The organism is Haladaptatus pallidirubidus (assembly GCF_020700235.1).
GTDB lineage: Archaea > Halobacteriota > Halobacteria > Halobacteriales > Haladaptataceae > Haladaptatus > Haladaptatus pallidirubidus.
Genome location: NZ_CP085301.1, coordinates 941,077 through 966,474, shown reverse-complemented (window position 1 = coordinate 966,474; position 25,398 = coordinate 941,077). Strand labels below are relative to the sequence as shown.

Genomic DNA, 25,398 nt, shown 5'->3' with positions numbered 1-25,398 from the left:
GAGGGTGGGATGGAAAATCGACCGTTCGTTCTGCTCGTCGCCGTCGTGGTCGTCACCTCGAGTGGCGGATTCGCTGAAATCGGGAGTGCACAGCCGCAAACTGCTCAGAACCAGCAGGGACAGCACGTCCAGAATCAGCAGGCGCAGTCCTGCCAATATCCCGCACTCTACGACCGGACGATAGATTCGGTCGTCGCGGTTCGGGTGGAAACCGCCCGCGGAGTCGGGGAGGGTTCCGGATTCGTCTATCGACTCTTCGATTCGGACTCGGCGGGATACATCGTCACGAACGAGCACGTCGTCGCTGATGCCGCCGCGCTCGAAGTCCAGTTCAATCGCGGCGAGTTTCGACCCGCGGAAGTCGTCGGCACTGCGCCCAGAGCCGATCTCGCGGTTCTGCGAGTCGAACGAATTCCGGGGTACGTGGATTCCCTTTCGCTCGCAACCGGCCGGGCGGAACCCGGCCAACGGGTTGCCGCGCTCGGCAACCCGCTCGGACTCCAGGGAACGATAACGCAGGGCGTCGTAAGCGGGGTCAATCGAACCCTTCCGACCCGGCAAGGATTCTCGATCCCCGGCGCGATTCAGACCGACGCGGCCATCAATCCGGGGAATAGCGGCGGTCCGTTAGTGACCTGTCGCGGTCGCGTCATCGGCGTCAATACCGCCGGAATCGTTGGCAGCGAGAATCTCGGTTTCGCGATTCCGGTACCGGTCGTTCGGCGGACGGTGCCGTCGCTCGTCGGCGATGCGAATCACACCACCGCGATTCCCACCGACGACAGTCGCGTGTCCGACAAAATCAGTCGCTGATTTCGATTCTGTCTCCGTCTTCGACGTCGTCACTTTCCGCGATTGGGAGGCGAACTTCGAGGACGCCGTTACGGTAGGTCGCCGTGATGTCCTCTTTTTCGACCGTTTTGGGCATCGTCACGCGTTCGGAGAGTTCGCGGGCGCGGGCGAAGTCCTCTCCCGTCACTTCGTGTTTCGCGGAGACGGTCAGCACGTCGTCGCCGAACGAGAGGTCGATTTCTTCCTTCTCGAATCCAGGGAGGTCGGCGACGAGAACGAACTGTCCGTCGCGTTCTTTCAAGTTCATGTGCGTTCCCCGTCGTCCTTCCAGTCGTCGTCCGTCTCTGTGGGGTTCACTGACGCCCCACATACGCGAACGCATCTGTTCGAACATTCGGTCCATCTCCTCGAAGGGGGTGTATCGTTCCATCACAATCACCAACTGTATTAGAGAACTCATAAGAAGATAAATATTTCGCGGTGTGAAATATCGCGCGTCTTGAGGCTTCTACTCTTAAATCGCGTTTTTCGTTCTGAGGACGTCGTGAAGTTCGTTCATGTGTGAAACGATGGTGTCGCAAGCGGGGGCGACAGCGGGTTTCGGATCGAATCCGACCGCCAATCCGGCAACCTCCAGCATCGGGAGGTCGTTCGCTCCGTCGCCGACCGCGACAGTGTTCACCATATCTACGTCGTGTTCTTTTGCCAGCGATTCCAGCGCTTCATCCTTTGTCCCCTCGATGAGCGGCCCCTCGACGTCGCCGGTCAACGCTTCGCCGTCATCCGGCAGTCGATTGGCGATAATGGTGTCCACGGAGACACCCTCGCGGTCGAGCGCGGCCTGTACGCCGCGCTCGAACCCACCGGTCAGGATGGCGACGTGGGTACCCTTTTCCGCGAGGTCGGCGAGAATTTCCGCCGCGCCTGGGCGGAGTTGAACATCCGCGAAGGCGTCCTCGGCGTCCGCCAGCGGCAGTCCTTCCAGCAGGGCCGCCCGGTCGCGGAGGCTCTTCGCGTAGCTAATTTCGTCGTTCATCGCGCGGGCGGTGATGTCCGCCATCTGGTCGGCAACGTCCTTTCGCTCGCCCAGAAGCACCGTCATTTCCGAGTCCGAAAGCGTCCCGTCGAAGTCGAAGGCGACTATCTTCATTCGAACGCTGATTGGTGCTTCCGATTGTTAAAGGAGCGTGGTCGGCGTGGAAATTGCCGAGAAGGAGGATGCAGTTACATTGAGTTGCAAATTGTGAATGACACGTGTTGAACTTCCACGAATCAGTTGTGATCGTGAGTTCGAATAAATCACTGACCAGAAATCACTCGTAAATATGAATTATCTATTGTACTATGAAATCGATAGGAATGATCCTGTCGTACGCCGCTTTCTTCGGCATCGGCTATTTGTACCTCCGCTTGTATTGGGCTGGTCGCGACGGACTGACCCGCGAATTGTTTGATTGATACTGTGAAGAATTATTGCTGAATTAGTACGTACGGGTCGAATGTGACCGAACTTCAAATCCGACGAGCCGCTCCCGCCGACGCCGAACGACTCGTCTCCGTCTACCGGAGCGCGTATCGGGAAAACCGTGAACTCGGATTTCCCACCAAAGCGGAATCCGTGACGGCGAATGAACTTTCGGAGTGGATTCAGGAGTATCGGGTTTACGTTGCGGAGGTGGAAGGCGAACTCGTTGCCAGCGTTCGCCTTGAAGCGACGGATTCGGAGCGTGTAAAACTCAGCCGCCTCGGTGTTCACGAAGAGCGGAAAGGAAAGGGAATCGGGAGTCGCTTGCTGGAGTACGCCGAGGAAGTAGTTCAGAACGGTGATTATTCGACAATTTGGCTTACGACACCCGAAAAGCATCCGTTCCTTCCCGAACTGTATCGGCGTCGTGGGTACGAAGAGACAGGGAAATATCCACTGGAGTATCGCGAGTACGACGAAATCGTTCTGGAAAAACGATTTCGGTAAGGGACTTGCTCGGCATCCATTTGACCTGATTTAAACTTGGATTACTGACGCGATTATCTGTTTATTTTCTCAACTCGGAAAGTCAGTTCGTCACTCCGATTTCCCGCCTAAAATTCCTGTACTGTTGGAATATTCGAATCCGTATGAACGAACGATGACAAGAACTATGGTGTTCTTCTGGTATGTATCGAACATTCTACATGAGTTCTGGCAACGACATTCCAATCGACCCTGATGGGTCGTCAAGTCCGATTCCGGACGTCGACTTGAGCAGTATTTTGGGGAACACACTTCTCATCGGACTCGCCATCGTCGTCATCGCCGCGCCTGTCGTCGGCTTCATGGCGTGGGAACCCGTCGAGGAAGGGAACGTGAAAGTCGTCAAAAAGTGGGGTGCGGCCACCGGAACCGTCTTCGAACCCGGTGCGCACTTCATCAATCCCGTCTCCCAGAGTACCGTCTCGCTCTCGACGCGCCCGCAATCGTACACCATGTCGGCCCAACAAGGTGACGGAAATAGAGAGAATACCGACGACGCGATAACCGTCCTGACCGAGGACGGACTCCGGGTGGACATCGACATCACCATCCGGTATCGCGTCGATTCCACGGAGGCGGTGAATTTCTACAGAAACTATCGCGGTGCCGAGGCCGCGGAACAGCGTCTCATCCGTCCGAGCATTCGGTCGGTGCTCCGAACCGAAGCGGGACGCCTGCCGGTTACCGAAATCTACACCGGCGAAGGGCAGACGAGGTTGAAACAGGCAGCACAGGAGACGCTCCAGCGGGATTTCAACGAGGACGGTCTCATCCTCGAAACAGTACAGATTAGGAACGTCAACCTGCCACAAGAGTACGCCCAATCGGTCGAACAGAAAGAAATCACGAAACAGCGCAGACAGCAGAAAGAAAACGAACTCGAAGTCGAAAAGCTGGAAGCCGACCGAAAGCGAATCGAGGCCGAAGGACAGGCCGAAGCGAACCGAATCCTGAGCGAATCGCTCGACCAGAACGTCCTCACCGAGAAGTACATCGAGAAACTGGACGAGACCGACACGGTGTACATTCCTGTCGGCGGCGAAGACTATCCGCAGTTCGTCCGGAACATCGAGGGCAGTTCGGGTCAAAATTCCGCACAAGGTGCAAACGGCGGCTCGACTAATCAGTCGTCCGCGTGATGGCTGGTGACGCCGTGAATCGACTGGCGAAGCGGATGTTCGTTTTGGCGGGAATTCTTTTGGGAACCGCGTTTCTCGGCATCGTAGTCAAATCGCTGATTAGTTTGAAGGCAATTCTCCTTCTGATAGCCATTTTCGTGCCCGCTTTTCTCCTTGCATATCGACTCAACAAGGCACACCGGGCCTACGACCGCGGCCGATATGGAATCGCGCGGCGCGTCGTCGCTGAACGCACGACGCTCTCGGGCGACGGCTGTTCGGTTTGTGACTGCGCTGAAACTCGGAACCAACCCGGTGTACGGCGGCGATTCGTCAAGGAACTCATCGTCGATGGCGTCCCCGTCGCGCTGGTCGCAAGCGGACAGAATAACTACTGCGTTGCGTGCGTCGAGACGACCTCGGAAGTCGATAGTGGGGAAGGTGACGAAGTGGCGTCCCAAACCCATTCGAAGGGACGAGAGCACGACTGACCGAATCACGACGCGATTGAACCACCACACAGGCGAACTCTCCCATAATTTCTGGAAAATCACAGGGGAAAATATGCTGGCAATCTTCGCGATGAGAGAAAGCGTTAACGGGCGGCAGGTGTTTTCTCTCCATCAATGAAGGTTCTGGTCACCGACCCAATTGCCGACGCGGGACTCGACCGACTCCGCGAATCGGGGTACGAGGTAGAGACGGCCTACGACGTGGAGGGCGATGCGCTTTTGAATGCAGTCGCGGACGCGAACGGACTCATCGTCCGCTCCGGAACGGACGTCAACCGCGACGTGTTCGAAGCCGCATCCGAACTGGTTATCGTCGGCCGCGCGGGTATCGGTGTGGACAACATCGACATCGAAGCGGCGACCGAACACGGCGTCATCGTCGCCAACGCGCCGGAAGGAAACGTGCGCGCCGCCGCCGAGCACACCGTTGCGATGGCGTTCGCCGCCGCGCGCTCCATCCCGCAGGCGCACGTCCGACTCAAGAACGGCGAGTGGGCGAAAGGCGACTACCTCGGCACCGAACTGAACAAGAAGACGCTCGGCATCGTCGGACTCGGCAGGGTTGGACAGGAGGTCGCCAAGAAACTCGACAGCCTCGGGATGGAACTCGTCGCATACGACCCCTACATCAGCGAAGACCTCGCCCGACAACTCGGCGCGGAACTGGTCGAACTGGACGACTGCCTCGACCGAGCTGATTTCCTGACGGTTCACACCCCGCTCACCCCCGAAACTGAGAGCCTCATCAGCGATGAGGAACTCGCGCAAATCGAAGGTGGTTACGTCGTCAACTGCGCCCGCGGCGGCGTCGTGGACGAGGACGCGCTGGCCAGAGCGGTCGATGACGGAATCCTCGCGGGTGCGGCAATCGACGTGTTCGCCGAGGAACCGATTCCAGAAGACAACCCGCTGCTCGACGTGGACGACGTGATCGTCACGCCGCATCTCGGCGCGAGCACGGAGGCGGCGCAGGAAAACGTCGCCACCAGCACCGCCGACCAAGTGGTCGCGGCGCTCAAAGAGGAACCGGTCATCAACGCGCTCAACGCGCCGTCGGTCGAAGAGAGCGCGTTCCCGCGCGTTCGACCGTACATCGAACTCGCGGAGACTGCGGGCAAAATTGCAACCCAACTCCTCGACGAGCGAATCGAACGCATCGAGGTGAATTACGAGGGCGATATCGCGGAGGAGGAAGTTGACCTCGTCACCGCCAGCGCGCAAAAGGGCGTCTTCCAACCGCTCGAATGGCAGGTCAACGCCGTCAACGCACCGCAAATCGCCGAGGAGCGCGGCGTCGAAGTCACCGAGAGCAAGACCCGGCAGGCCGCCGACTTCCAGAGTCTCATCGGGGTCACGGTCGAGAGCGCGGACGAGCAAATCACGGTCGAGGGAACCCTGTTCGCGGGCGACGACCCCAGAATCGTTCGCATCGACGGCTACCGCGTCGATGCGATTCCCCACGGCCACATGCTGGCCGCGCGTAATCACGACAAACCCGGCGTCATCGGATTCGTCGGCACCGTCCTCGGCGAACACGATATCAACATCGCGGGGATGTTCAACGCCCGCGAAACTGACGGTGGGGAAGCGCTGTCGGTCTACAATCTTGACGACGAACTCACGGACGCCGCCAAGCGCGCACTCGAAGCCGACGAGCGCATGATAGAGGTGCGGAGTATCGGGCTGAACGGCTGAAACCGAACGATTTGCCGCCGAACTTTTTTACACGAAAACGGGACCAGGCCTACGTAATGACAGGCCCACAAATGAAAAATTCGCCATAAAAGATCGAGAATGGAAAGCTATCGACGGAGATGACCTGACACCGCTTGACGAGCACTGATCCCGTCCTGCCGCGAAAGCCGAACTCAAATACTCGCCGTCCTTCCTTTCGAACCGTGGGCGAGGAAGTCGCCGCTGAAAATCGACCTGCGGACGATGAGCGACTGGTAACGGGCTACTCCGGAAAACTCCTGCTCGCCGTTTCGTTAGGCTGGGCGATGATTCAGACGGGCAGACTCGTCCTTTCGCCCATGCTCCCCACCGTAATGGAGTCGCTCCGAATCACGGAGTTGCAGGCCGGATTGGCGTTCACCCTACTCTGGGGATTGTACGCCCTTGGCCAGTATCCGAGCGGGCGACTCTCCGACCACCTATCGCGTAAAACCCTGCTCGCCACCGGTCTCTCGCTTCTCGTCGTCGGATTCGGCGTCCTCGCTAGCGCGCCGACCTACTCGATATTCCTCCTCGGCGCGGCAGTCGTCGGCACCGGGGCCGGACTCTATCCGACTCCGGCGAGGGCATTCGTTTCCGATCTGTTCGTCGCCCGCCGTGGGCAGGCCTTCGGTCTCCACGGGGCGTCGGGAGACGGCGGCGGTGCGGTTGCGGCGGGGCTTGCAGTCGTCGTCCTCGCGGTTGCGACGTGGCGATTCGCGTTTCTCCCTGTCGTCCTCGCCCTCGTGGTAGTACTCGCCCTCCTTCACCGGTGGAACCGCGAACCTTACACGCCGCCGCGAATCGAGACCGATGCCGGGAGAGCGGTACTCGGTGATGTTCGCAAAACTGCGGTGCGGTTCGCCAACCGCAGAACCACGGCCCTGCTCGTCGCCTACTCGCTGTATGCCTTCGTTTGGCAGTCAGTCACGGGGTTTCTCCCGACGTTCTTGCAGGAGGCAAAGGCGTTCTCGCCGGAACTCGCGGGTGGTGGCTTCGCAGCGCTGTTCGTCGTCGGCGCACTGGTAAAACCGATGTCAGGGTCGCTCGGTGACCGAATTTCGCGGCCGGTCGTCGCCGCCGGGTCGCTGGTCGTCGCGACGATAGCCCTCGCAGGCGTTGTTCTGATGAATGGCACGCTCGCGGTGACTGCGAGCGTCGTGGTCTTCTCTGCGGGATTGATGGCCTACCCGCCGGCGATGCAGGCGCACCTGATGGACGTGTTTCCGGACGGAAGCATGGGCGGCGACCTCGGTGCGACCCGGACGATTTACATCGGCCTCGGCAGTCTCGGAACGACTTACGTCGGATTCGTCGCGGGGCAGGCCGGATATACGGTCGCATTCGCCGGGTTGCTGGTGTGTCTGCTCGTTAGCGCGAGCATAGTCCTCGGACTCGCTCACGTTCGTTAGTCTCGAATCACGTCAGAGTCCAGCTCCTCCGCCGGTGGAAGCGGGCCGAACTCGGAGAGTGCGCCCCCGAGTTCGCCCGGGTTGTCCCGTCCGGGAAGCGGTTCCGTCGCGGTTCGACACGGCTCGGTGACGCCGAGTTCAGAGCAGACGTGATTTGCGACCGCCTCGGCCATCTTCCTGTAGGTTGTCAGCTTCCCGCCGACGATGGTCGTCATCCCCGGCCGGTCGTCGCGTTCGTCGTGGTCGAGGAGCGTGAAATCGCGGGTCTGTGTCCGTCCGTCTTCGAGGTCTACGTCCGTCCCGCCGAACAGCGGTCTGACGCCCCAGTACGACCGGACGATTCTGGCCGTCGCGATATCCGGAATCATCTCACCGGCCTCCTCGACCATCAAATCCTCCTCCCACTGCGCTTTCGGATAGTCGTCAGGATCGTCGATTTCCACGCTCGTCGTTCCGATGATGGCCGTGTTTTCGTGCGGAAGGACGATGTCGCCGTCCGCCGCCGGACGACAGCGATTGAGAACGGTGGTGAGCGATGGGAAATCCACGACGACCATCACCCCTTTCGCCGGTCGCATGGGAATCTCGACGCGTGCCATCGCACCGACCGATTCGGCCCACGCGCCGGTCGCGTTGACGACGTGTTCTGCGCGAATCGTCTCGGTTTTTGGCTCCTCTCGATGGCGAACCTCCGCGCCCACCACGGAATCATCTTCGACGAGCACGTCCACGACCTCCACGCGAGTCTCGATCGTTCCTCCGTGTTCACGGGCGTCCACGGCGTTTGCGACGGTGAGCGGAAACGGATGAACCACGGCGTCAGGCACTCGAAACGCCCGCTCGGTTTCTGGTGCGAGGTAGGGGTGGTCATCTCGAACTTCGCCCACGGAGACCGGCTCTACGTCGATATCGCAGTCGAGACAGTCCCGTCTCGACCGCTCGAAGTACGATTCGTCGTCGTCCGACAGTTGAACGAAGTAGCCTCCGATGGCGTCAACGCAGTGACTCGCGATGTCGCGCAGGATTCTATTCTCCTCGATGCAGTCCTTCGCACTTTCCGGATCGGCGACCGCGTAACGAGCGCCGCTGTGCAGGAGACCGTGCATGTTCCCGGTCGCGCCGTCGGCGAGGCGTCCCCGTTCGACGACTACCGTATCGAGGCCGCGGAGTTCGAGGTCGCGTGCGATACCTGTTCCAGTGATTCCTCCGCCCAGAATCAATACGTCCGTTTTCCCCACCATATCCTCTTTTCAGGGAGGGCGTCGTTTGACGTTGTTGGCGGCTCGAGTCGAGTGGCAATTTGAGTCGCTGGGTTGCGATTCTCGGAATCAATGCTCGGCCGATGCGGTCACTTCGATAAGTGTTCGAGCACCTCGTCGGTGTCGGCGGGAACGGGTTCCGGTTCGACGCCCGCGTTCGCGGCGGCGTCGGGGTCTTTCAACAGGTGCCCCGTGGTGAGACAGACGACGTTTTCGTCCGCCGAAATCTCTCCCGATTCGCGGAGCTTTCGCAGCCCTGCAACGGAGGCGGCGCTGGCGGGTTCTACGCCGATGCCGTCTCCCGCTAACGCTCGCTGTGCGTCCGTTATCTCTTCGTCCGTGACGGCGATTGCGGTTCCGCCGGTTTCTCGAATCGCCGGGAGCGCTTTCGGCGCGTTGACCGGATTGCCGATTCGGATTGCGGTCGCGATGGTTTCGACTTCGTCCCAGCGGCGGACGAAGTCCGCGTCGGTTTCGACGGCTTCTACCATCGGGGCCGCACCCTCGGCTTGCACGCCGGTCAGGATTGGAACCTCCTCAGGCGTCAGTTCCCCCGCGGCCACGAGCTCGCGGAACGCCTTGAACAGCGCGCTAGTGTTTCCGGCGTTTCCGACGGGGAGGACGATTCTGTCGGGGAGGTCGCCGGTCTGGTCGCGGAACTGCTCTACGATTTCCAGGCCGATGGTCTTCTGGCCCTCCAGTCGGAATGGGTTGAGCGAGTTGAGCAGGTACGCCTCGCCGCGGTTTGCGAGTTCAGAAACGATGTCGAGGCAGTCGTCGAAATTGCCGTCCACTTCGAGGATTCGCGCGCCGTGAAGGCTCGCCTGCGCCACCTTTCCGGCGGCGACTTTTCCGGCGGGAAGCAAAACGAGAACTTCGGTTCCCGCTCGCGTGCCGTAGCACGCCAACGCCGCGCTGGTGTTTCCGGTGCTGGCGCAGGCCAACCTGTCCGTTCCGATCTTTTCGGCGACTTTGACCCCGACCGTCATCCCGCGGTCTTTAAAGCTCCCGGTCGGGTTCATCCCCTCGTGTTTGACGCGGAGGGCTGAGACGCCGACTTCGTCCTCGATGGTCGGCACCTCGTAGAGGGGGGTGTCGCCTTCGTCGATGCTTACGCCGGATTCGACGGGAAGGGCGTCGGCGTACCGCCAGACGCCGCGACCCTCCGACTTCGCGAAGTCGTCGAACGTCGGGAGGTCGGCGTACCGGACTTCGAGCAGTCCGTCGCAGTCGGGACAGCGATAACGAATTTCGTCGAACGGCGGCCCGGTCCACTCGCAGTCGATGCAGGCGAGCCATGTCCCGCCGTCTGCGCTGTCGGGAGCCGGAGCGGTCGGATTCGAGAGTGTCAGGTTCATTGCCGGGGTGGATGCGTTCCGAGGTGAAAAAGGCGCGGACGGTGGCAACGCTAACGGTGGTGCTCATCTTTTTGGTTCGATTCGCCGAGAGCGCGAGAGAAACGGCGGCGTCAGACGTAAAAAATGGGTGAACGGTCGTCGCGGTTAAATCAGGCTCATGTAGTAATCCCAGTCCCAGTTCGGGCCGGGGTCGGTGTGGTCGTTGTAGCCGCAGTCGGTTTCCGGAACCTGATGATGGCCCATGATTCCGCTCTCGCCGTAGCAGTTCGCTACGCCGGAGACGCGACTTTTCGGGATGTTGTACTGGTTGCAGAGCCAACGAACGAGTTCGGCGGAACTCCGGTACTGTGCGTCGGTGAATCCGCTGCTCACGTAGCCACCGTGTTCGATACCGATGGTTTCGTTGTTGTACCACGACATGCCGCCAGCGTGCCAGCCGATGTTGATGTCGCTGAGGCTCTGGTACTTGTAGCCGTCGTCCCGAATCGTGTAGTGAGCACTGACGTTGGCGTCGGGGTTCGTGAACCAGTTGACCGTTCCCTCAGCAGAGCCCTGCGCGACGTGAACGACGATGGCGTTAATGTTCGCCGCACCGCGGTTCGCACTCGTGTAGTTGCTCGAATGTGCCGGTACCCAATCGACCGCCGGTTTCGCTGCCGCGGTGCCACTCGACAGTGATGCCGCACCGAGGCCTGCAGTTCCCGCCGCGCCGATTTTCTTCAGTAGGTTTCTTCGTGATTGCATGGCGCGTTTGTTACTCGTCGCTCGCCATTTTATTTCTTTCTAGATTTATATGATATTAATATCCGCCGGCTATATTGATAGTACGAGTCCGTCGTCCTCGCGTTCGAATTGCGTCCCGAACGCGGATGAGAGCGTATCCATCCGTTGCATACTCCAGTTGCTCGCGTAATGTTCCGCCTCGTGAACCGCGAGGTCGTATATTTCGGTTGGGTGCAGTCTGAGTTCCGTACAGTCGCCATCCTCGACCGTCAGTTCAAAGACGAAACTGCGGTCGTTTCTGCGCTCGGAATCGACCGCGTAGTCGTCCAAAAAATCGCCAGTGTCGTACATAACGACCGTACCGTCGACGATTTCCACGCCTTGAAAAACGTGCGCGCTATGGCCGTGAACGACGTCGACGCCCTGTTCTGTCAACCAGCGAGCGAACTCTCGAAACTCGACGGTCGGTTCGGTGCGCATGTTCGGCCCCCAGTGGAGCGACGCCACGAGCAAATCGGGGTTCGCTTCCCGAGCTTGCGCGAGCGAGTCGCCGACGATTCGCGCCGCCTTGTCGTCCGTCACGTCAAATTCGACGTGAGCGGTACCGGGACTATCCGATTCGGCCGCGAACTCCGGCGTGTTGTCGGTGAACGAGACGAACGCGATGTCGAGGTCATCGACGGAAACGAACGCGGGAGCGCGGGCCGACTTCGCGTCAGTTCCCGCGCCGGAGTGTGCGATTTCCGCCTCGTCCAGATAGGAAATCGTGTCGCGAAGGGCGTCCGGGCCGTAATCGAGCATGTGATTGTTGGCGAGATTTGTCCAATCGACGCCGACCGCATTCAGCGCCGGAATCGCCCAATCCGGATCGGCCCGAAAGTGGAACGGTCGATAGGTATCCGTCCACGGCGTGCCGCGGGCAGACAAACAGCATTCGAGGTTGATGAACAACCCGTCAAGCGCTTCGAGATGCGTCTCGACGTTTCCCCAAACCGCGGCGACACTGCGCTTTCGCTGTCGGTCATCGATCAACCGACCCAACATCACGTCCCCTGCGAAACCGAGTCGTATCGCATCTTCGTCCCTCATGGTGTTCCCCGTGTTCTCTCTTCGCCTGAGAGAAGCAAAAGGCTACCCGTTAATCGAATCGCGTTCGAAACACTCGTGCGGTGTTCACCGCACCTACCGACGCTAAATCACCCGTTTTCGCCGATATACGCCAACAGCGCCTTCTGCGCGTGAAGCCTGTTTTCAGCTTGATCCCACGAAAGCGAGCGGTCGCTTTCCAACACGTCGCCGGTAATCTCCTCGCCGCGATGAGCGGGCAGACAGTGCATAACGTGCGCCGAATCGGGAAGCAGGTCGGTGTTCAGTTGGAAACCATCGAACGCGGCTAACTTTTCCTCGCGTTCGTCCTCCTCGCCCATGCTGACCCACACGTCAGTGTAGACGATATCCGCGTCGGCCACCGCTTCCTCCGGGTCGTTCGTCAGCGTGGGCGAGTGACCGCGGTCACTCGCCCGCGCGAGCGCGTCGCTCGACGGTTCGTACCCTTCGGGAGTAGCAATCGTCAAGTCGAGCCCGACCGTCGAAGCCGCGATTGCGAATGAGTTGAGGACGTTGTTTCCGTCGCCGACCCACGCGACTGACACGTCTTCGAAATCAAATCGTTCTTGAATCGTGAGTAAGTCGGCGAGCGACTGACAAGGATGAGCGATATCCGACAGTCCGTTGATAACCGGAACCGTCGCGTACTCCGCCATTTCGACCAAGTTGTCGTGGTCGAACACGCGACCCATAACGAAATCCACGTAACGAGAGAGCACGCGCCCGGTGTCGGAAACGGGCTCGCCGTGGTCGAGGTGGGTGTGTTCAGGCCCCATGAAGACGGCGTGCCCCCCGAGTTGTGTCATGCCCGTCTCGAACGAGAGGCGGGTGCGCGTGCTCGGCTTTTCGAACAGCATGGCGAGCGTTTGCCCGGCCAGTTCGCGCGGCGAGCCCCTCGATTTGAACTCCGCCGCGAGCGCCAGCACGTCGGCCAGTTCACCCGGAGAGAGGTCGTCCACGTCGAGGAAGTGGCGGGTCATAGTTTGCTCTCCAGTGAATTACAGACGTCGGACAGCACGGCCACGGCGTCGTCGAACTCGCCGAGTTCGAGGCGTTCGTCCGGCGTGTGGTCGAGCGATGAATCGCCCGGCCCGTAGGTCACGACCGGGCAGTCCCACGCCTCGGCGTAGATGTTCGCGTCGCTCGTCCCGGTTTTGCGGAGCAAACTCGGGTCGCCGTCCTCGTTTCGAATCGCCACGCGAAACGCCCGCGCTAGTTCGGTTCGCGGACTGGCCATCGTCGGCGGAATCGATTTATTCCACGAGATTTTTCCCGCGTCGAGCTCGTCTTCGGCAACCTCGCAAACCTCGTTCGCCGTCGTCCCCGGCGGGATTCTGAATTGGACTTCGACATCCGCCTCGGTTGCCAGTCCGTCTTCGGTGAGTCCGCCGTCGAACGAAACCGGTTTCGCGGTCACGGATTCGAAAACGGAACCGCCGTTTACCGATTTCCCGGTCGAATCGGCGTTCGAGTCGAACACTGATTCGACGTGCGACAGCCATCGAACCGCGTGTTGGATGGCGTTCGGTTCCGGGCGAGAGGTGTGATGGGACTCGACGGACACCGAATAGGCTCCCGAGAGGAACCCGCGGTAGCCGAGCGTCAGGGCGTCCCAACCGCTCGGTTCGCCGTTCACGACGAACGCGGGTTCCTCGTCGTCGTTCACGAGGTGACGCGCGCCGCGAGAGTCGGTTTCCTCGCCGACCACGCCGACGAAACTCGCACCCGTTTCGACCGCGGTGACTGCCATCGCGGCGAGAGGACCTTTCGCGTCCACGCTTCCGCGCCCCCACAAAATCCCGTCATCGAGTTCGACCGGGATTTCCCCCGGAACCGTGTCGATGTGCGAGGTGAGCAGGATTCCGTTTCCCGGCGCGCGAACGTTCCCGGCGTCGTCTATCCACGCTTCGCGGCCTTGTTCCTCGAAAAACGAGGTGAGCAGCTCGGCGCAGGCCTTCTCGTTACCCGATACCGACGGCGTTTCGACCAGCTCGACCAGCAGGTCGTGTGCGCTGGTCTGTGCGATTTTCGTGTCCGTCATGGTTTTCGATAGCGTCATTCGTCCCCTCCCAACACGTCCGAGAGCGCCTCGACCACCGCGTCGAGGTGTTCCGTTTCCACGGTCAGTGGCGGGAGTAAACGCAGGACGCTCCGTCCCGCCGGAAGTGCGAGTATCTGGTGGGACAGCGCGAGTTCCTTCACGATGCGGTTCGCGCCCCGTTTCACCTCGATGCCGACCATCAGTCCGTGCCCGCGAACGTCGCGCACCGGCAGGTTCGCGGCGTCGAGTTCGTACTGAAGGTGCTCTCCCATCTCCGACGCGTGCGCGGGGAGATTCTCATCGACGAGGACGGAGAGGGTCGCCTCAGCCGCGGCGCTGACGACCGGGCTTCCGCTGAACGTCGAACCGTGCGACCCCGCGTCCTCGGCAATCCAGTCGGCGCAGAGCGTCGCCCCGATGGGCAGGCCGCTCGCCAGCCCCTTCGCCGTCGTGAGAATGTCGGGGGTCACTCCGGCGTGTTCGCACGCCCAGAGCGCGCCCGTCCGTCCGAGTCCGGTCTGAATCTCGTCGAATATCAGGGCAGTACCCGAATCGGCGGTCAGGGCGCGCGCGGTTCGAAGGTAGTCCTTCGTCGCTGGGTTAACCCCGCCCTCGCCCTGCACGGGTTCGAGGATGACGGCGGCGGTTTCGTCGTCCACCGCCTCGGCGAGTTCGTCCTCGTCGCCGTAGGTGACGAACTCCACGTCGTCCACGAGCGGTTCGAACGGCGCGCGGTATTTCGGTTTCCACGTCACCGAGAGCGATCCCATGGTGCGCCCGTGGAAGCCGCGTTTCGCGGCGACGATTTTGGAATTTCCAGTCGCGCTTCTGGCGAACTTCAGCGCCGCCTCGTTCGCCTCCGTGCCGGAGTTACAGAGCCAGACGTTTCCGAGGCCGGACGGGGCGACCGTCGCCACCTTCTCGTACAGCGAATCGCGCGATTCCGTCGGGTACGACGCGTGAACGAACAGCAGTTTCGCGGCTTGATCCTGCACCGCCGAAACGACGTCGGGGTGGCAATGGCCCACCGGCGAAACCGCGTAACTCGCGCCGAAATCGAGGTACTCGGTTCCGTCTTCGGCGTACAGGTACACCCCTTCACCGCGCTCGATCGGGATGGGTTTCTGGGAGTAGACGAACTCGCTCATTGCGATCCCTCCACCGAAGTTGGGGTGAATTTCGTCCCGTGTCCCTTCTGCGCCGCGGTAATCGGGTCGCGGTTGTTCGCGTCGGCGATGACGACCGACTTCGCGCCGCCTTTTAGGGCTTCCGTGGCCGCCATGACCTTCTTCGTCATGAAGCCTTCCGCGACCCCTTTGGCCGTCGCCATCTCGGCGGGAGTGGCGACCTGTTCGATGAGCGTCGTCTCGTCGTCCGGATTTTCGAGAAGGCCCGGAACGTCCGTCAGAACGGTGAGTTCGCCGCCGAGTGCGGCGGCGATTGCGGCGGCGGCGCGGTCGGCGTCGGCGTTGACCGGCGTTCCGTCGTCGGCCAGCATCGGTACCGTCACGACCGGCGTGTAGTTCTCCGCGAGTAACGTTTCCAGAAGCGAGGCGTTCACGGCCTCGATTTTGCCGGAGTGGTCGCCGCGGCGAATCTTCTTCTTACCGTCCTCGACCACCCTGATGGCCGATTTTCTGGGGCCGGTGAGGAGCGCGCCATCGACGCCGGAAAGCCCGACTGCGCGGACGCCTTCGGCTTGCAAGTCGGCGGTCAGGTCGGTGTTGAGTTTACCGGGCATCACCATCTCGAACACCTCCATCGCGCGCTCGTCGGTGAAGCGCCCGACGACGCCGTTAGGCGATTCGACGTATTCGGGTTCTTCGCCCAGTTCCTCCAGCGTGTCGTCCACGGCGGTCGAACCGCCGTGGACGACCACCACGTCCTCACCGTTGGCGGTCAGGTGAGCGATGTCGCCCAATGCGCCCGCCGGATTCACGGCGCGCGCGCCGCCGATTTTTACGACGATAGGCGTGTTCTCGTCCTCGATCACGCCGCCATCCGTTCGGAGGCGATCGGCCGCGTCCTCCGGGACGTTGTCGTTGTCGATGAGCTGGTCGTGCGCGTCGAGTAGTTCCTCGTGTGTGTACGGGTTTGTCATGGCGACCCCATGGGGTGAAGTCCCTGGAACTCCAGTCCGGCGGTTTCCTCGAATCCCAGCGCAACGTTCGCGGCGTGAACCGCCTGTCCCGCCGACCCCTTCATCAGGTTGTCGATGGCGCTGAAGACGACCACGCGCTTGTTGCTCGGGTCGAGTTCGAAACCGACTTCGGCGTTATTAGTTCCGGCGACAGCCTTGGGTTCGGGGTAGCGATAGACGCCGCCGCCGCCCGCGACGAGGCGGACGAACGGTTCGTCCTCGTAGCAGTTTCGGTACGCCTTCCAGAGGTCTCCCTTCGAAACCGGCGACTCGGGGAAGACGTGGCTCGTCGCGGATGCGCCGCGAACCATGTCTACTGCGTGCGCCGTGAACGAGACGTTCGTGCCCAGAATGCCCTCGATTTCCGCCTCGTGGCGATGACCGGTCGGTGCATACGGACGCACGATTCCCGAGCGTTCGACGTGGCTCGACGCCTTGCTCGGAGTCGCGCCGCCCTCCGACGACCCGACTTTCACGTCCACGACGATTTGCTCGCTTCCGGACAGAATACCGGCGTCGAACAGGGGGTACAGGCCGAGCATCGTCGCGGTGGCATTACAGCCGCCCGCCGCAATCAACTCCGCTCCGGATAATTCCTCGCGGAAGAGTTCGGGCAGGGCGTACACCGCTTCGTCCAGATACTCCGGACAGACGTGGCCGTCGTACCACTCGTCGTACTCTGCTTCGGTACCGAGGCGGAAGTCGGCGCTCAAATCGACCACTGTGTCGGCGGCGTCGCGGAACTCGTCTACGTGTTCCATCGAAACGCCGTGGGGCGTTCCGGCGAACAGCACGTCCACCGATTCTAAGTCGTCGGGTTCCGAAAATCGTAGCCCCATCCCGCGGAGGTTCGGATGCACCGACCCGACCGTTTTGTTCGCGTACTCTCTGCTCGTGGCTTGGGCTACATCGAAGTTCGGGTGTCCGGAGAGCAGGCGGAGGAGTTCGCCGCCGGTGAAGCCGCTAGCTCCGACGACGGTGGCGGAGAGCGTCTCGGTGTTCGTCTCTGAATCGTTGTCGGCCGCGGCGGCCATCAGGCCACCACCTCCGCAGGTATTTTGGATTCCAACCAATCGACGACTGCGGCGGGAACGTCCGCGTCAACCGCCTCGTTCAGTGCCTTGAACTCGACCGTATGGTTCACCTCGTGAACCGTGTAGCCCGATTCGGTTTCCATCAAATCGACGCCGAGCAGGCCGCCGCCGACGGCGTCGCTGGCTTGCTCGACCAAGGATTCGGCCTCGGCGTCTAGTTCGAACGTCGTCGTTTCGGCACCTTTCGCGGCGTTCGTCAGCCAGTGGTCGTCGTGACGGGCCATCGCCGCGACGGGTTCGCCGTCCAGCGCGAGGACGCGGATGTCCCTGCCGGGTTTGTCCACGAACTCCTGCACGTAGAACACCTTGTGTTCGTAGTGGCCGAGCGTGGCCTTGTGTTCCAAGATGGCTTCCGCCGCGCTTTTCGAGTCTATTTTCGCCATGAGGCGACCCCACGACCCGACGACAGGTTTGAGCACGCAGGGGTAGCCGAACGACTCGATGGCCTCCATCGCGCTGTCGGTCGTGAACGCGACTTTCGTCGCGGGCGTGGGGATTCCCCCGCCCGAGAGCGTGAGACTGGTTTTCACCTTATCTGCGCAGATGTCTGCCGTCTCGTTGCTGTTGACGACGGGGATTCCGTAGGCCTCGCAGAACTGCGTGGCGTACAGGCTCCTGCTCGTCGCCAGACAGCGGTCGATGACGAGGTCGAGATTTGCCATGTCGTCCGGCACGTCCGTCAGGTCGAACGTCTCCTTGCGCACGTCGATTTTGGTCACCTCGTGCCCGCGCTCGCGGAGTTCGGCGAGCAGAAGCTTTTCGTCCTTGCGGATACGGGAGTAGAGCAGTCCTACGTTCACGCGAACCACTCCTGTTGGTTCGCGTGAGCCAACCGTATTGAAGAGTTAGTGACGTGCAATTTACTCCCCCCAGTCCTCTTCGAGCTCGGGTGCCCGGTCGAGGACTGGCGGGTTAACGTCGATGACTTCCAGTTCGACGCCGCAGGTCGCACAGTCGATGATTTCTCCCGATTCGAGGTCGTCGTGCAGGGGTACGTCCGCCCCGCACTCAACGCATTCTGCCATTGTACTCTCCCCTATCGCGCTAGCGGACTTAAATCCATCGTTATTAATTATGAAAAAAATGCGTAGACTACCGTCTCACGGCGTGAAATTGCGTATTTCGCGATTCGGATTAGTGTTCAAGTAGTTGCCCCCGGAGGGGTCGCGGTAGTTCAGACATAGTCGTTCACCTCGGTCTGGAGCAGTTCGTTCGCCGCGTCGAGCGATTCGACCCTCTCGGCGACCGATTCCTCGTGGATGACGAGCGTCGCCTCGGCATCGCTCAGCGCTTCTGTCATCGCATCACTGGCGGGGCCGCCGTGCGAATCGCGCATCTCGACGCTCGTTTCGGGGTCGAGCGCGGATTCGACTTCTTCGCGGGGGACGTACTCGGCGAGCGGCGAACCGAGCACGTCCTTCGCGGCGGAATCGAGCGCGTCGTAGTTCGCTTCCCCTGCCGTCGCAACCAGTTCGTGCGCCGTGCGGAACGGCACGCCGCACATGGCCAGCAGGTCGGCCACACCGGTTGCGGTCGAGAAGCCCTCGGCCGACGCTTCGACGAGCGCATCCTCGTTCCACGTCGCAGTTGCCACCGCGCCCGCCGTAACCTCGACCGCGTCGGTCACGGCGTCGATGGCGTCCCACGCGTGGGGCGTCGCACGTTGAAGGTCGCGGTTGTACGCGCGCGGAAGTCCTTTCAGCGTCGCGAGCAAACCGGACAGTCCGGCGTGAGCGTCGCCCGCCACCGCGCGAACCAGTTCGAGGGTGTCGGGGTTCTTCTTCTGAGGCATGATGGACGATGTGGACGAATAGTCGTCCGACAGTTCCACGAATCCGCGGTTCGAGTAAATGACGAGGTCTTCCGCGACTCCGGAGAGAGTCGTGCCGAGATTCGCCAGCGCGGCCACCGTCTCCACGAGGAAATCGCGGGCGGATGCCGCATCCATCGAATTGTCGAGCACGTCGTCGAATCCGAGCAGTTCGCCTACGCGCTCGCGATTCACGTTGAACGGCGTTCCCGCGAACGCCGCAGACCCTAGCGGACACTGATTCACTCTCCCGTAGGCGTCCAGCAGTCGTTCCGTATCGCGCGAAACAGCCTGCTCGTAGGACGCGAGGAAGTGTCCGACCGTGGTAGGCTGAGCGGGCTGAAGGTGCGTGTAGCCCGGCATCACCGTATCCGCGTGCGATGACGCGACTTCGAGGAGCGCTTTGCGGAGCGCGAGGGTCGCATCCAGTACGCCCAAAACGTCGTCGCGGAGGCGGTGGCGGATGCAGGTCGCAACCTCGTCGTTCCTGCTTCTGGCGGTGTGCATCTTCCCGCCGTCGTCCCCGACCTTCTGGACGACCGATGTCTCGATTGCGGCGTGAACGTCCTCGCCGTCCGGCAGGGAACCGTGCCCATCGACTTCGACCACGTTCAGCGCGGTGAGTATTTCGCCCGCCGTTTCATCCTCGATGATGTCTTGTTCCGCGAGCATCACGACGTGTGCGCGGTCCACCGCGAGGTCAGCCGCGAAGATGCGCTCGTCCGCGGACAGCGACGAGAGGAATCCGCGGGCGGGGCCGCCGCTGAAGCGGTCGCCGCGGACGACGTCTCCGTCGCCGTTTTCGATTTCGCCAGTTCCTTTCTCCTCACTCATTATTCGCGAGGCGCGCCTGATAGCCGTGGTATTTCGCGACGCCCGTCGCGTCGGCCTGCTCGATTTTGCCGACGGTTTCGGTGTTGAACGAGGCGGCGTCCTCGGAGTACACCGCGTACTCGCTTTCGCGGGCGACCGGACGGGCCTGTCCTCCCTCGAATTTAACCGTCACCGTGCCGGTGACCTTCTCCTGCGTCGTGTTGATGAAGCCGTCGAGTGCGTTCACGAGCGGCGCGGAGAGCAGACCCTCGTAAGCTTTCTCGGCCCACTGCTGGTCGATTCCAGTTTTGGACGAGCGCTCTTCTTTCGTCAGCACCAGTCCTTCGAGGGCTTGGTGGGCGTTGAGAAGCGTCGTCGCCGCGGGGTGTTCGTAGTTCTCGCGTACTTTCAGGCCGAGCATGCGGTCTTCCATGAGGTCGGTGCGGCCGACGCCGTGTTTGCCCGCGAATTCGTTCAGGTATTCGATGAGTTCGACCGCGTCGTAGGATTCGCCGTCGATGGCGACGGGTTTCCCGCCCTCGAACTCGATTTCGACGAGTTCGGTTTCCGCGCCCGGTTTGGTCGTCCACTCGTAGATTTCCTCCGGCGGGACGTAACCGGGGTCTTCCAGATTGCCTCCCTCGACGGAGCGACTCCAGAGGTTCGTATCGATGCTCCAAACGCCCTCGTTACCGCCCTCCACGGGTAGGTCGTGGTCGTCGGCGTACTCCATCTCCCACTCGCGCGTCAGACCGAGTTCGCGCACGGGCGCGATGACTTCCAAATCGGAGGCGCGCCAAACCGCCTCGAAACGCAACTGATCGTTCCCTTTTCCGGTACAACCGTGCGCGACGGCATCACAGTCGTTCTTCTTCGCCACGTCGAGAATCGCTTCGGCGATGACCGGGCGTGCCAGTGCTGTCCCGAGCGGATAGCCTTGATACGTCGCGTTGGCTTTCACCGCATCCAAGCACTGCTCCGCGAACGCGTCCTTCGCGTCCACGACGTAGTGTTCCAGGTTGAGCGCTTCCGCAGTTTCCTCTGCTTCCGCAAATTCTTCTTCCGGTTGTCCAACGTCAACGGTGACGCCGATTACTTCGTCGTAGTCGTACTCCTCTTCGAGGAGTGGGACGCATACTGTCGTGTCGAGTCCGCCCGAGAAGGCGAGTGCAACGGATTTCATTGTACACGTCGCCAAGGACTCCATCCACTTAAATTCTTCTCAATTTTATTAGAAATAATATTGGAGAATAGACTAACGACGAGTTAGTACGTTTTGAGAGCGTGTTGAACGAACGTCGGGTCGGGGTGGAATAGGTATTAGTGGGACTAGAAAAGCCCCGGCCGCCGTCGCACGCAGAAGGAGTTGAAGGCGGACTCGCCGCTCACAACAGGGGCGACCCCGGTGGCGCGAGTCCGCGACATTATCGAATCATTCTGGCGTGGTGCGTATAAAGGCTTTCGGGACGGCAAAGGTTGCCTGCGATCGTTTCTACTGGCGAGAGTTTATTATCTTCCGATTGAAATGTTGTTGAATGCGACGACTGCCCGCCCTCCTACTCGCCCTCCTCGTCGTGACTTCCGGATGCGCAGAGTACATCCCGTGGTTAGAACAGTCGCCGGAACCAGAAACGAATGCACAACCCGTCGTGAATCCGCCTCCCGGCGCGAACACCGACTGGATATTCGACGCGGAGCGACTGGTCTCTGCGCACGATTCTATCCTTGCAGAAACGAACTACCGGAAGGAGGTTCGCATTCGACCGAATCACAGTCTCGGCCCACGAGAGTGGACGAATGTAACCCTTGATGCGCACGTCGGAGAGGAGCGAATCCGGATTGACCAGCGTGGTAGAGGACCCAGTTTCGGCAATAGAGGTTCGTATACAGCGTATCTGTCGAAGAATAGGATGATATGGCACGTCCTCCCGCGTGAAGATAGGCCATATCACTCCGAATTGAATACTCATCTCTCGATTCGCAAGGACATTCAGAGCAACGCCCAGGTGAACCGGATACTTTCGGGTTCGGATTTCATGTGGAACGGGACGACGGTTCGTAACGGAACGAAACTGTATCGGTACGAAACGAGTTCCGACACCGAACTTCCCGACACGAAATCCCTCTCGGCCACCGTGTTCGTGGACGAACGAGGATTCGTTCACGAGCTTTCGGGAACGCTGCAAACGACCGGCAGTCGCTCCGTCACGGCTAATTTCTCGTACGAATTTTCCGAAGCGGCTTCCCCACCCACGGAACCCAAATGGGCCGAGCAAGTGCCACAGATGAGCATGCACTTCGAATCCGGAATAATTGCCATCGAACACGAGGACGGTGCAGTCGTTCCTGCGGGAACGACCGTCCAATTCACCTTGATGAACGATTCGAACACCGCACCGGGAAGTGTTCAACTATCGAAATCGTTCGAACCGGGCGACACCGCGTATCTCTCCGTCAACAGTATCGAGCGCGCCGAACGCGGACAACTCACGGCGGACGGAACCGTGGCAATCAACCAGCCACCTGCGAACGAACCGTTAGAATCATACTCCGATTGGAGCGTCTTGGTCGGTATCAGTACCGACGACTGGCAATTTCAAGGTTTTAATCGTTCGTCCGGAACCGATTGAGGAAGAAAACGACTGACGACGAACGCCACCCTCATATTCCTCCACACTCTCGAATCGAACAGTGTACAGCCTCAACGTTCCCGTTCCTGGCGAAGTCGCCCGACTCGCGGAGGAACTGCGACCGTCGCTCTACCAGTTCGATAGCGTGCGCGATCGGCACACCCTCGTCGTCAAGCGATTCGGTGACCGCGACGACAACGACCGCCTCGAAATGCAGGTACGAACCGTAATCGCCGGTTCCCCTGCCTTCGAAGCCCGAATCGCAGAAATCGACCTGTTCGAGCATCCGGCACGAGGTGATGGCCCGGTCGTCTACCTCGCTGTCGAAAGCCCCGGTTTGCGCGACCTGCACCGCGAACTGGTCGCCGAGTTCGACTGTATCGAGGGTATCGAGGGCGACGATTACGTTCCACACGTGACGCTCGCTCGCGGTGGAAATATCGACGTAGCCCGACAGCTCGCGGAGCGCGAGAGTACGCCGATTACGTGGAACGTCACGCAATTGCAACTCTGGAACGCGATCTACGAGGAATCGACCGCGACGATTTCGCTTCCGGCGTGATTTTCTCCTTTAATTCACTGTGGTTTCGGCGGTTCGCCGTCCCACGCGTTCTTGTCGGTGAAGAAGTTCAGCATGGCGAATTTGAGTTTTTCGGGGCCGATGTCTATCATCTCCTCGCGCTCTTCAGGCGGGAATGTCTCTCGGACGCTGTACTTGCCCATCTCCCGAACGCTCGTTTCGGTGTAGCGTTTGTCCAACAGCACCCTGATGCCGAAATCCTCCGGAGAGCGAATCACGCGCCCCAATGCCTGTCGGGTCTTCCGAATCGTCGGAATCTCGACGGCGTACTCCCAGCCGGAATTTCTCCCGGAACGGTCGGCGAACGCCCTATCGTAGGCGTCCTGTACGGCGTCCATCCGGTCGTCCAGATGCGGGTACGGAACGCCGACCACGACGACCGTTCGGGCGTCGTTTCCGTCGAAGCTGACGCCCTCCGCCAGCGTTCCCCAGAGGGAGGTGAAGAGGACGCCGTTTTCGTCTGCTGTAAACTGCTTGCGGCGTTCCTCGACGGGCGTTCCCGCCTCGTCGAAGTAGAGGGTGCCGTCAATTCGATTTCTAATGAGGTCGCGGTAGCGTTCCGCTTCCGAATAACTCGGGAAGAAGACGAGGGTGTTTCCGGCGGTGAAACGTATAGTGTCGGTCAGTACGTCAGCGATGGTTTCTTGGGTTTCCGGCTCGCTCCGCTCGCTGGCGAACAGGGCGGGCGATTCGACGGCGAACGTTCGGCGGTTTTCCTCGGGGAATTGGAGCCCGTAGGCTAACGTGACCGGCTCCGCCAGGCCCAGCACGTCCGACAGCACGTCGAAGGGGCGCAGTGTCGCGCTCATCAAGACCGTCGCGTACACCTCGTCGAAGAGGGCTTTCGTCACCTCGCGCGGGATACAGGTGTAGAGCTCTGCTCTCCCGTACACCTCGTCGGTACCTTCGTCGCGCCGAACCGCGGCGACTGGATACTGCCCGAGTTCGGCTCCTTCGTCCATGTACGATTTGACGAAGCTCGCGGCCTGGAGCGTCTGGCACTCCTGTCGGGTCTTCGCGTCGCCTTCCTTGTACGCCTCCTCGTACTGCTGGTCGAGTTCCTTGGCGAGGCTTAGCGCGTCGTCCAGTTCGTCATCGATTCCCTTCCCGGTGTACTCCTGAAGGAAGTTCAGCGTCAGGTCGTCGCGCTTGTTTTCGTTCGACACGGGAACGTCCTGCCAGTTTTCCCCGACCGTCTCGCGCTCGCCGAAGCCGAACGAATCCTCGTAGGTGGCTTTTAGCGCGCGCTGAAATGCGGCCAACACGTTGAATCCCGACTCGCTCCGGAAGTCGTCGCTCTCCTGTAACTCGTCCAGTGCGCTGTCGAGGGTGTTCTCGGTTAGCGTGCGCGAGGCGTGGTCGCGGGCCGTCCCCTCGATGTTGTGCGCCTCGTCGAAAATGGTGATAACGTCCTCCGGTTCCCGACCCAACCACCGGAAGAACTGCTCTCGAATCATCGGATCGAGGAGATGGTGGTAGTTGCAGACGACCAAATCGACGCCCTCCATCCCGTCTTTCAGCAGTTCGTAGCCGCACATTTTCTGCTCTTCCGCGTACTCGTAGATGTCGTCGGGCGTCCGAACGTCGTTGTAGAGCCACTGATAGAATTCGCCCGTGTCCTCGGTGAGATTGTTGTAGTAGTGTTCACAGACGTTCGCTTCGCGCAGGTTATCGACTTCTTCTTGCACCTGTTGAAGTTCGTCCATCACCGCGCTCCGGGCTTCCGCGGCGGTTTCGTCGCCATCCTGCATCACTTCTAGCAGTTCGCGCTGTCGCTGTTCGAGTTCCTGCTTGTCGCGTTCCTTGTCGACGACTTCGTAGGTGTTGTCCCGGAGCACCTGACACTCCTGATAGTCCACGTCGATGTGACACATCGACCCCTTTCCGCGGAAAACGACCGCACGCAGGGGTTCGTTTTCGTTGATTTCGCGTGCCTCCGTGATGAACTGGCGCATCTGCTGGTGGACGTTGGTCGTGATGACCACCGTCTTGTCCTCTTCGCGCGCGTACTCCAGCGCGGGTGCGAGCGAGGAGAGTGTTTTGCCCGTCCCGCACGCTCCTTCGAAGACGACGTCCTGTCCGCGAGCCAGTCCGTTGTAGATTCGATCCATCGCCTCCTGCTGGTTGTCGTAGGGTGACTCGTAGGGAAAGAACCGCATATACTCGTTCGTCGTGGACACGATACGGGGTATTCGCGGCTTGGTTCAAAAAGTCTTGCTTACGTGAGATTCTGCGATAGCAAGTAGCAGTGGCTTTTCACGGACTACTGTGGTTCGTTCGACCGG

Annotated in this window: 24 protein-coding genes; 8 read left to right on the top strand and 16 right to left on the bottom strand. The window is 60.7% G+C overall.

Going from position 1 to position 25,398, the window contains the following annotated elements; translation table 11 throughout:
• Positions 1–9 precede the first annotated feature (9 nt).
• On the top strand, positions 10–813 hold the full coding sequence (locus LIX15_RS05460) for a S1C family serine protease (protein ID WP_227776486.1): 804 nt from the start codon (positions 10–12) through the stop codon (positions 811–813).
• Here LIX15_RS05460 and LIX15_RS05455 read toward each other — a convergent pair.
• Both LIX15_RS05455 and serB read right to left on the bottom strand, forming a co-directional pair.
• A complete protein-coding gene (locus tag LIX15_RS05455; RefSeq protein WP_227776485.1) occupies positions 803–1,222 on the bottom strand; it encodes an Hsp20/alpha crystallin family protein in 420 nt (139 codons plus the stop codon). The genes LIX15_RS05460 and LIX15_RS05455 overlap by 11 nt on opposite strands.
• An 84-nt stretch (positions 1,223–1,306) precedes the next feature.
• Positions 1,307–1,942, bottom strand: coding sequence for a phosphoserine phosphatase SerB (serB, locus tag LIX15_RS05450; RefSeq protein WP_227776484.1), 636 nt, complete (start codon positions 1,940–1,942; stop codon positions 1,307–1,309).
• Positions 1,943–2,293: 351 nt separating this feature from the next.
• Here serB and LIX15_RS05445 point away from each other — a divergent pair, with 351 nt between their 5' ends.
• From LIX15_RS05445 to LIX15_RS05425, 5 genes are all read left to right on the top strand, one after another.
• The gene (locus LIX15_RS05445) at positions 2,294–2,764 is read left to right on the top strand and encodes a GNAT family N-acetyltransferase (protein ID WP_227776483.1); all 471 of its coding nucleotides are present in this window, start codon (positions 2,294–2,296) and stop codon (positions 2,762–2,764) included.
• A 200-nt stretch (positions 2,765–2,964) separates the two neighbouring features.
• On the top strand, positions 2,965–3,942 hold the full coding sequence (locus tag LIX15_RS05440; RefSeq protein WP_227776482.1) for a prohibitin family protein: 978 nt from the start codon (positions 2,965–2,967) through the stop codon (positions 3,940–3,942).
• Positions 3,942–4,412, top strand: coding sequence for a DUF8108 domain-containing protein (locus LIX15_RS05435; protein WP_227776481.1), 471 nt, complete (start codon positions 3,942–3,944; stop codon positions 4,410–4,412). Before LIX15_RS05440 ends, LIX15_RS05435 begins: the two co-directional genes overlap by 1 nt.
• A gap of 135 nt (positions 4,413–4,547) precedes the next feature.
• Positions 4,548–6,128 (top strand): phosphoglycerate dehydrogenase, encoded by a 1,581-nt coding sequence (gene serA / locus LIX15_RS05430; protein ID WP_227776480.1) that lies wholly within the window; start codon positions 4,548–4,550, stop codon positions 6,126–6,128.
• Positions 6,129–6,262: 134 nt separating this feature from the next.
• A complete protein-coding gene (locus tag LIX15_RS05425; RefSeq protein WP_265338411.1) occupies positions 6,263–7,558 on the top strand; it encodes an MFS transporter in 1,296 nt (431 codons plus the stop codon).
• On the opposite strand, the gene LIX15_RS05415 is transcribed toward LIX15_RS05425, so the two are convergent.
• The 13 genes from LIX15_RS05415 to LIX15_RS05355 form a co-directional block, all read right to left on the bottom strand.
• Positions 7,555–8,799, bottom strand: coding sequence for an FAD-dependent oxidoreductase (locus LIX15_RS05415; protein ID WP_227776479.1), 1,245 nt, complete (start codon positions 8,797–8,799; stop codon positions 7,555–7,557). The two genes, LIX15_RS05425 and LIX15_RS05415, sit on opposite strands and share 4 nt — an antisense overlap.
• A gap of 107 nt (positions 8,800–8,906) precedes the next feature.
• Positions 8,907–10,175 (bottom strand): threonine synthase, encoded by a 1,269-nt coding sequence (gene thrC, locus LIX15_RS05410; RefSeq protein WP_227776478.1) that lies wholly within the window; start codon positions 10,173–10,175, stop codon positions 8,907–8,909.
• Positions 10,176–10,319: 144 nt separating this feature from the next.
• Positions 10,320–10,919 (bottom strand): N-acetylmuramoyl-L-alanine amidase, encoded by a 600-nt coding sequence (locus LIX15_RS05405; RefSeq protein WP_227776477.1) that lies wholly within the window; start codon positions 10,917–10,919, stop codon positions 10,320–10,322.
• 69 nt (positions 10,920–10,988) lie between these two features.
• On the bottom strand, positions 10,989–11,987 hold the full coding sequence (locus LIX15_RS05400) for a CapA family protein (RefSeq protein WP_227776476.1): 999 nt from the start codon (positions 11,985–11,987) through the stop codon (positions 10,989–10,991).
• A 107-nt stretch (positions 11,988–12,094) separates the two neighbouring features.
• Positions 12,095–12,985 carry an ornithine carbamoyltransferase gene (gene argF / locus LIX15_RS05395; protein ID WP_227776475.1) on the bottom strand — a complete coding sequence of 297 codons (891 nt, stop codon included), beginning with the start codon at positions 12,983–12,985 and terminating at the stop codon, positions 12,095–12,097.
• Complete coding sequence (locus LIX15_RS05390) at positions 12,982–14,064, bottom strand: [LysW]-lysine hydrolase (protein ID WP_227776474.1); 1,083 nt, start codon at positions 14,062–14,064, stop codon at positions 12,982–12,984. Before LIX15_RS05390 ends, argF begins: the two co-directional genes overlap by 4 nt.
• Positions 14,061–15,194: an aspartate aminotransferase family protein gene (locus tag LIX15_RS05385; protein WP_227776473.1), complete on the bottom strand. Its 1,134-nt coding sequence runs from the start codon at positions 15,192–15,194 to the stop codon at positions 14,061–14,063. Before LIX15_RS05385 ends, LIX15_RS05390 begins: the two co-directional genes overlap by 4 nt.
• On the bottom strand, positions 15,191–16,147 hold the full coding sequence (locus LIX15_RS05380) for an acetylglutamate/acetylaminoadipate kinase (RefSeq protein WP_227776472.1): 957 nt from the start codon (positions 16,145–16,147) through the stop codon (positions 15,191–15,193). Before LIX15_RS05380 ends, LIX15_RS05385 begins: the two co-directional genes overlap by 4 nt.
• Positions 16,144–17,220, bottom strand: a complete 1,077-nt coding sequence (gene argC / locus LIX15_RS05375; protein ID WP_227776471.1) for an N-acetyl-gamma-glutamyl-phosphate reductase — start codon at positions 17,218–17,220, stop codon at positions 16,144–16,146. The genes LIX15_RS05380 and argC overlap by 4 nt, the downstream gene beginning before the upstream one ends.
• A complete protein-coding gene (lysX, locus tag LIX15_RS05370) occupies positions 17,220–18,080 on the bottom strand; it encodes a lysine biosynthesis protein LysX (protein ID WP_227776470.1) in 861 nt (286 codons plus the stop codon). The genes argC and lysX overlap by 1 nt, the downstream gene beginning before the upstream one ends.
• A gap of 60 nt (positions 18,081–18,140) precedes the next feature.
• Positions 18,141–18,305 carry a lysine biosynthesis protein LysW gene (gene lysW / locus LIX15_RS05365; protein WP_049969434.1) on the bottom strand — a complete coding sequence of 55 codons (165 nt, stop codon included), beginning with the start codon at positions 18,303–18,305 and terminating at the stop codon, positions 18,141–18,143.
• A 149-nt stretch (positions 18,306–18,454) separates the two neighbouring features.
• Positions 18,455–19,924, bottom strand: coding sequence for an argininosuccinate lyase (gene argH / locus LIX15_RS05360; RefSeq protein WP_227776469.1), 1,470 nt, complete (start codon positions 19,922–19,924; stop codon positions 18,455–18,457).
• Positions 19,917–21,086: an argininosuccinate synthase gene (locus LIX15_RS05355; RefSeq protein WP_227776468.1), complete on the bottom strand. Its 1,170-nt coding sequence runs from the start codon at positions 21,084–21,086 to the stop codon at positions 19,917–19,919. The genes argH and LIX15_RS05355 overlap by 8 nt, the downstream gene beginning before the upstream one ends.
• Positions 21,087–21,438: 352 nt before the next feature.
• On the opposite strand from LIX15_RS05355, the gene LIX15_RS05350 reads away from it, so the two are divergent.
• Entirely contained in the window at positions 21,439–22,533 is a 1,095-nt protein-coding gene (locus LIX15_RS05350; protein ID WP_227776467.1) for a hypothetical protein, read from the top strand.
• A 61-nt stretch (positions 22,534–22,594) separates the two neighbouring features.
• Positions 22,595–23,095: a 2'-5' RNA ligase family protein gene (locus LIX15_RS05345; RefSeq protein ID WP_227776466.1), complete on the top strand. Its 501-nt coding sequence runs from the start codon at positions 22,595–22,597 to the stop codon at positions 23,093–23,095.
• 14 nt (positions 23,096–23,109) lie between these two features.
• Here the strand turns inward: LIX15_RS05345 and LIX15_RS05340 are convergent, their stop codons facing one another.
• Complete coding sequence (locus LIX15_RS05340) at positions 23,110–25,293, bottom strand: ATP-dependent DNA helicase (RefSeq protein WP_345410307.1); 2,184 nt, start codon at positions 25,291–25,293, stop codon at positions 23,110–23,112.
• Between the last annotated feature and the right edge of the window lie 105 nt (positions 25,294–25,398).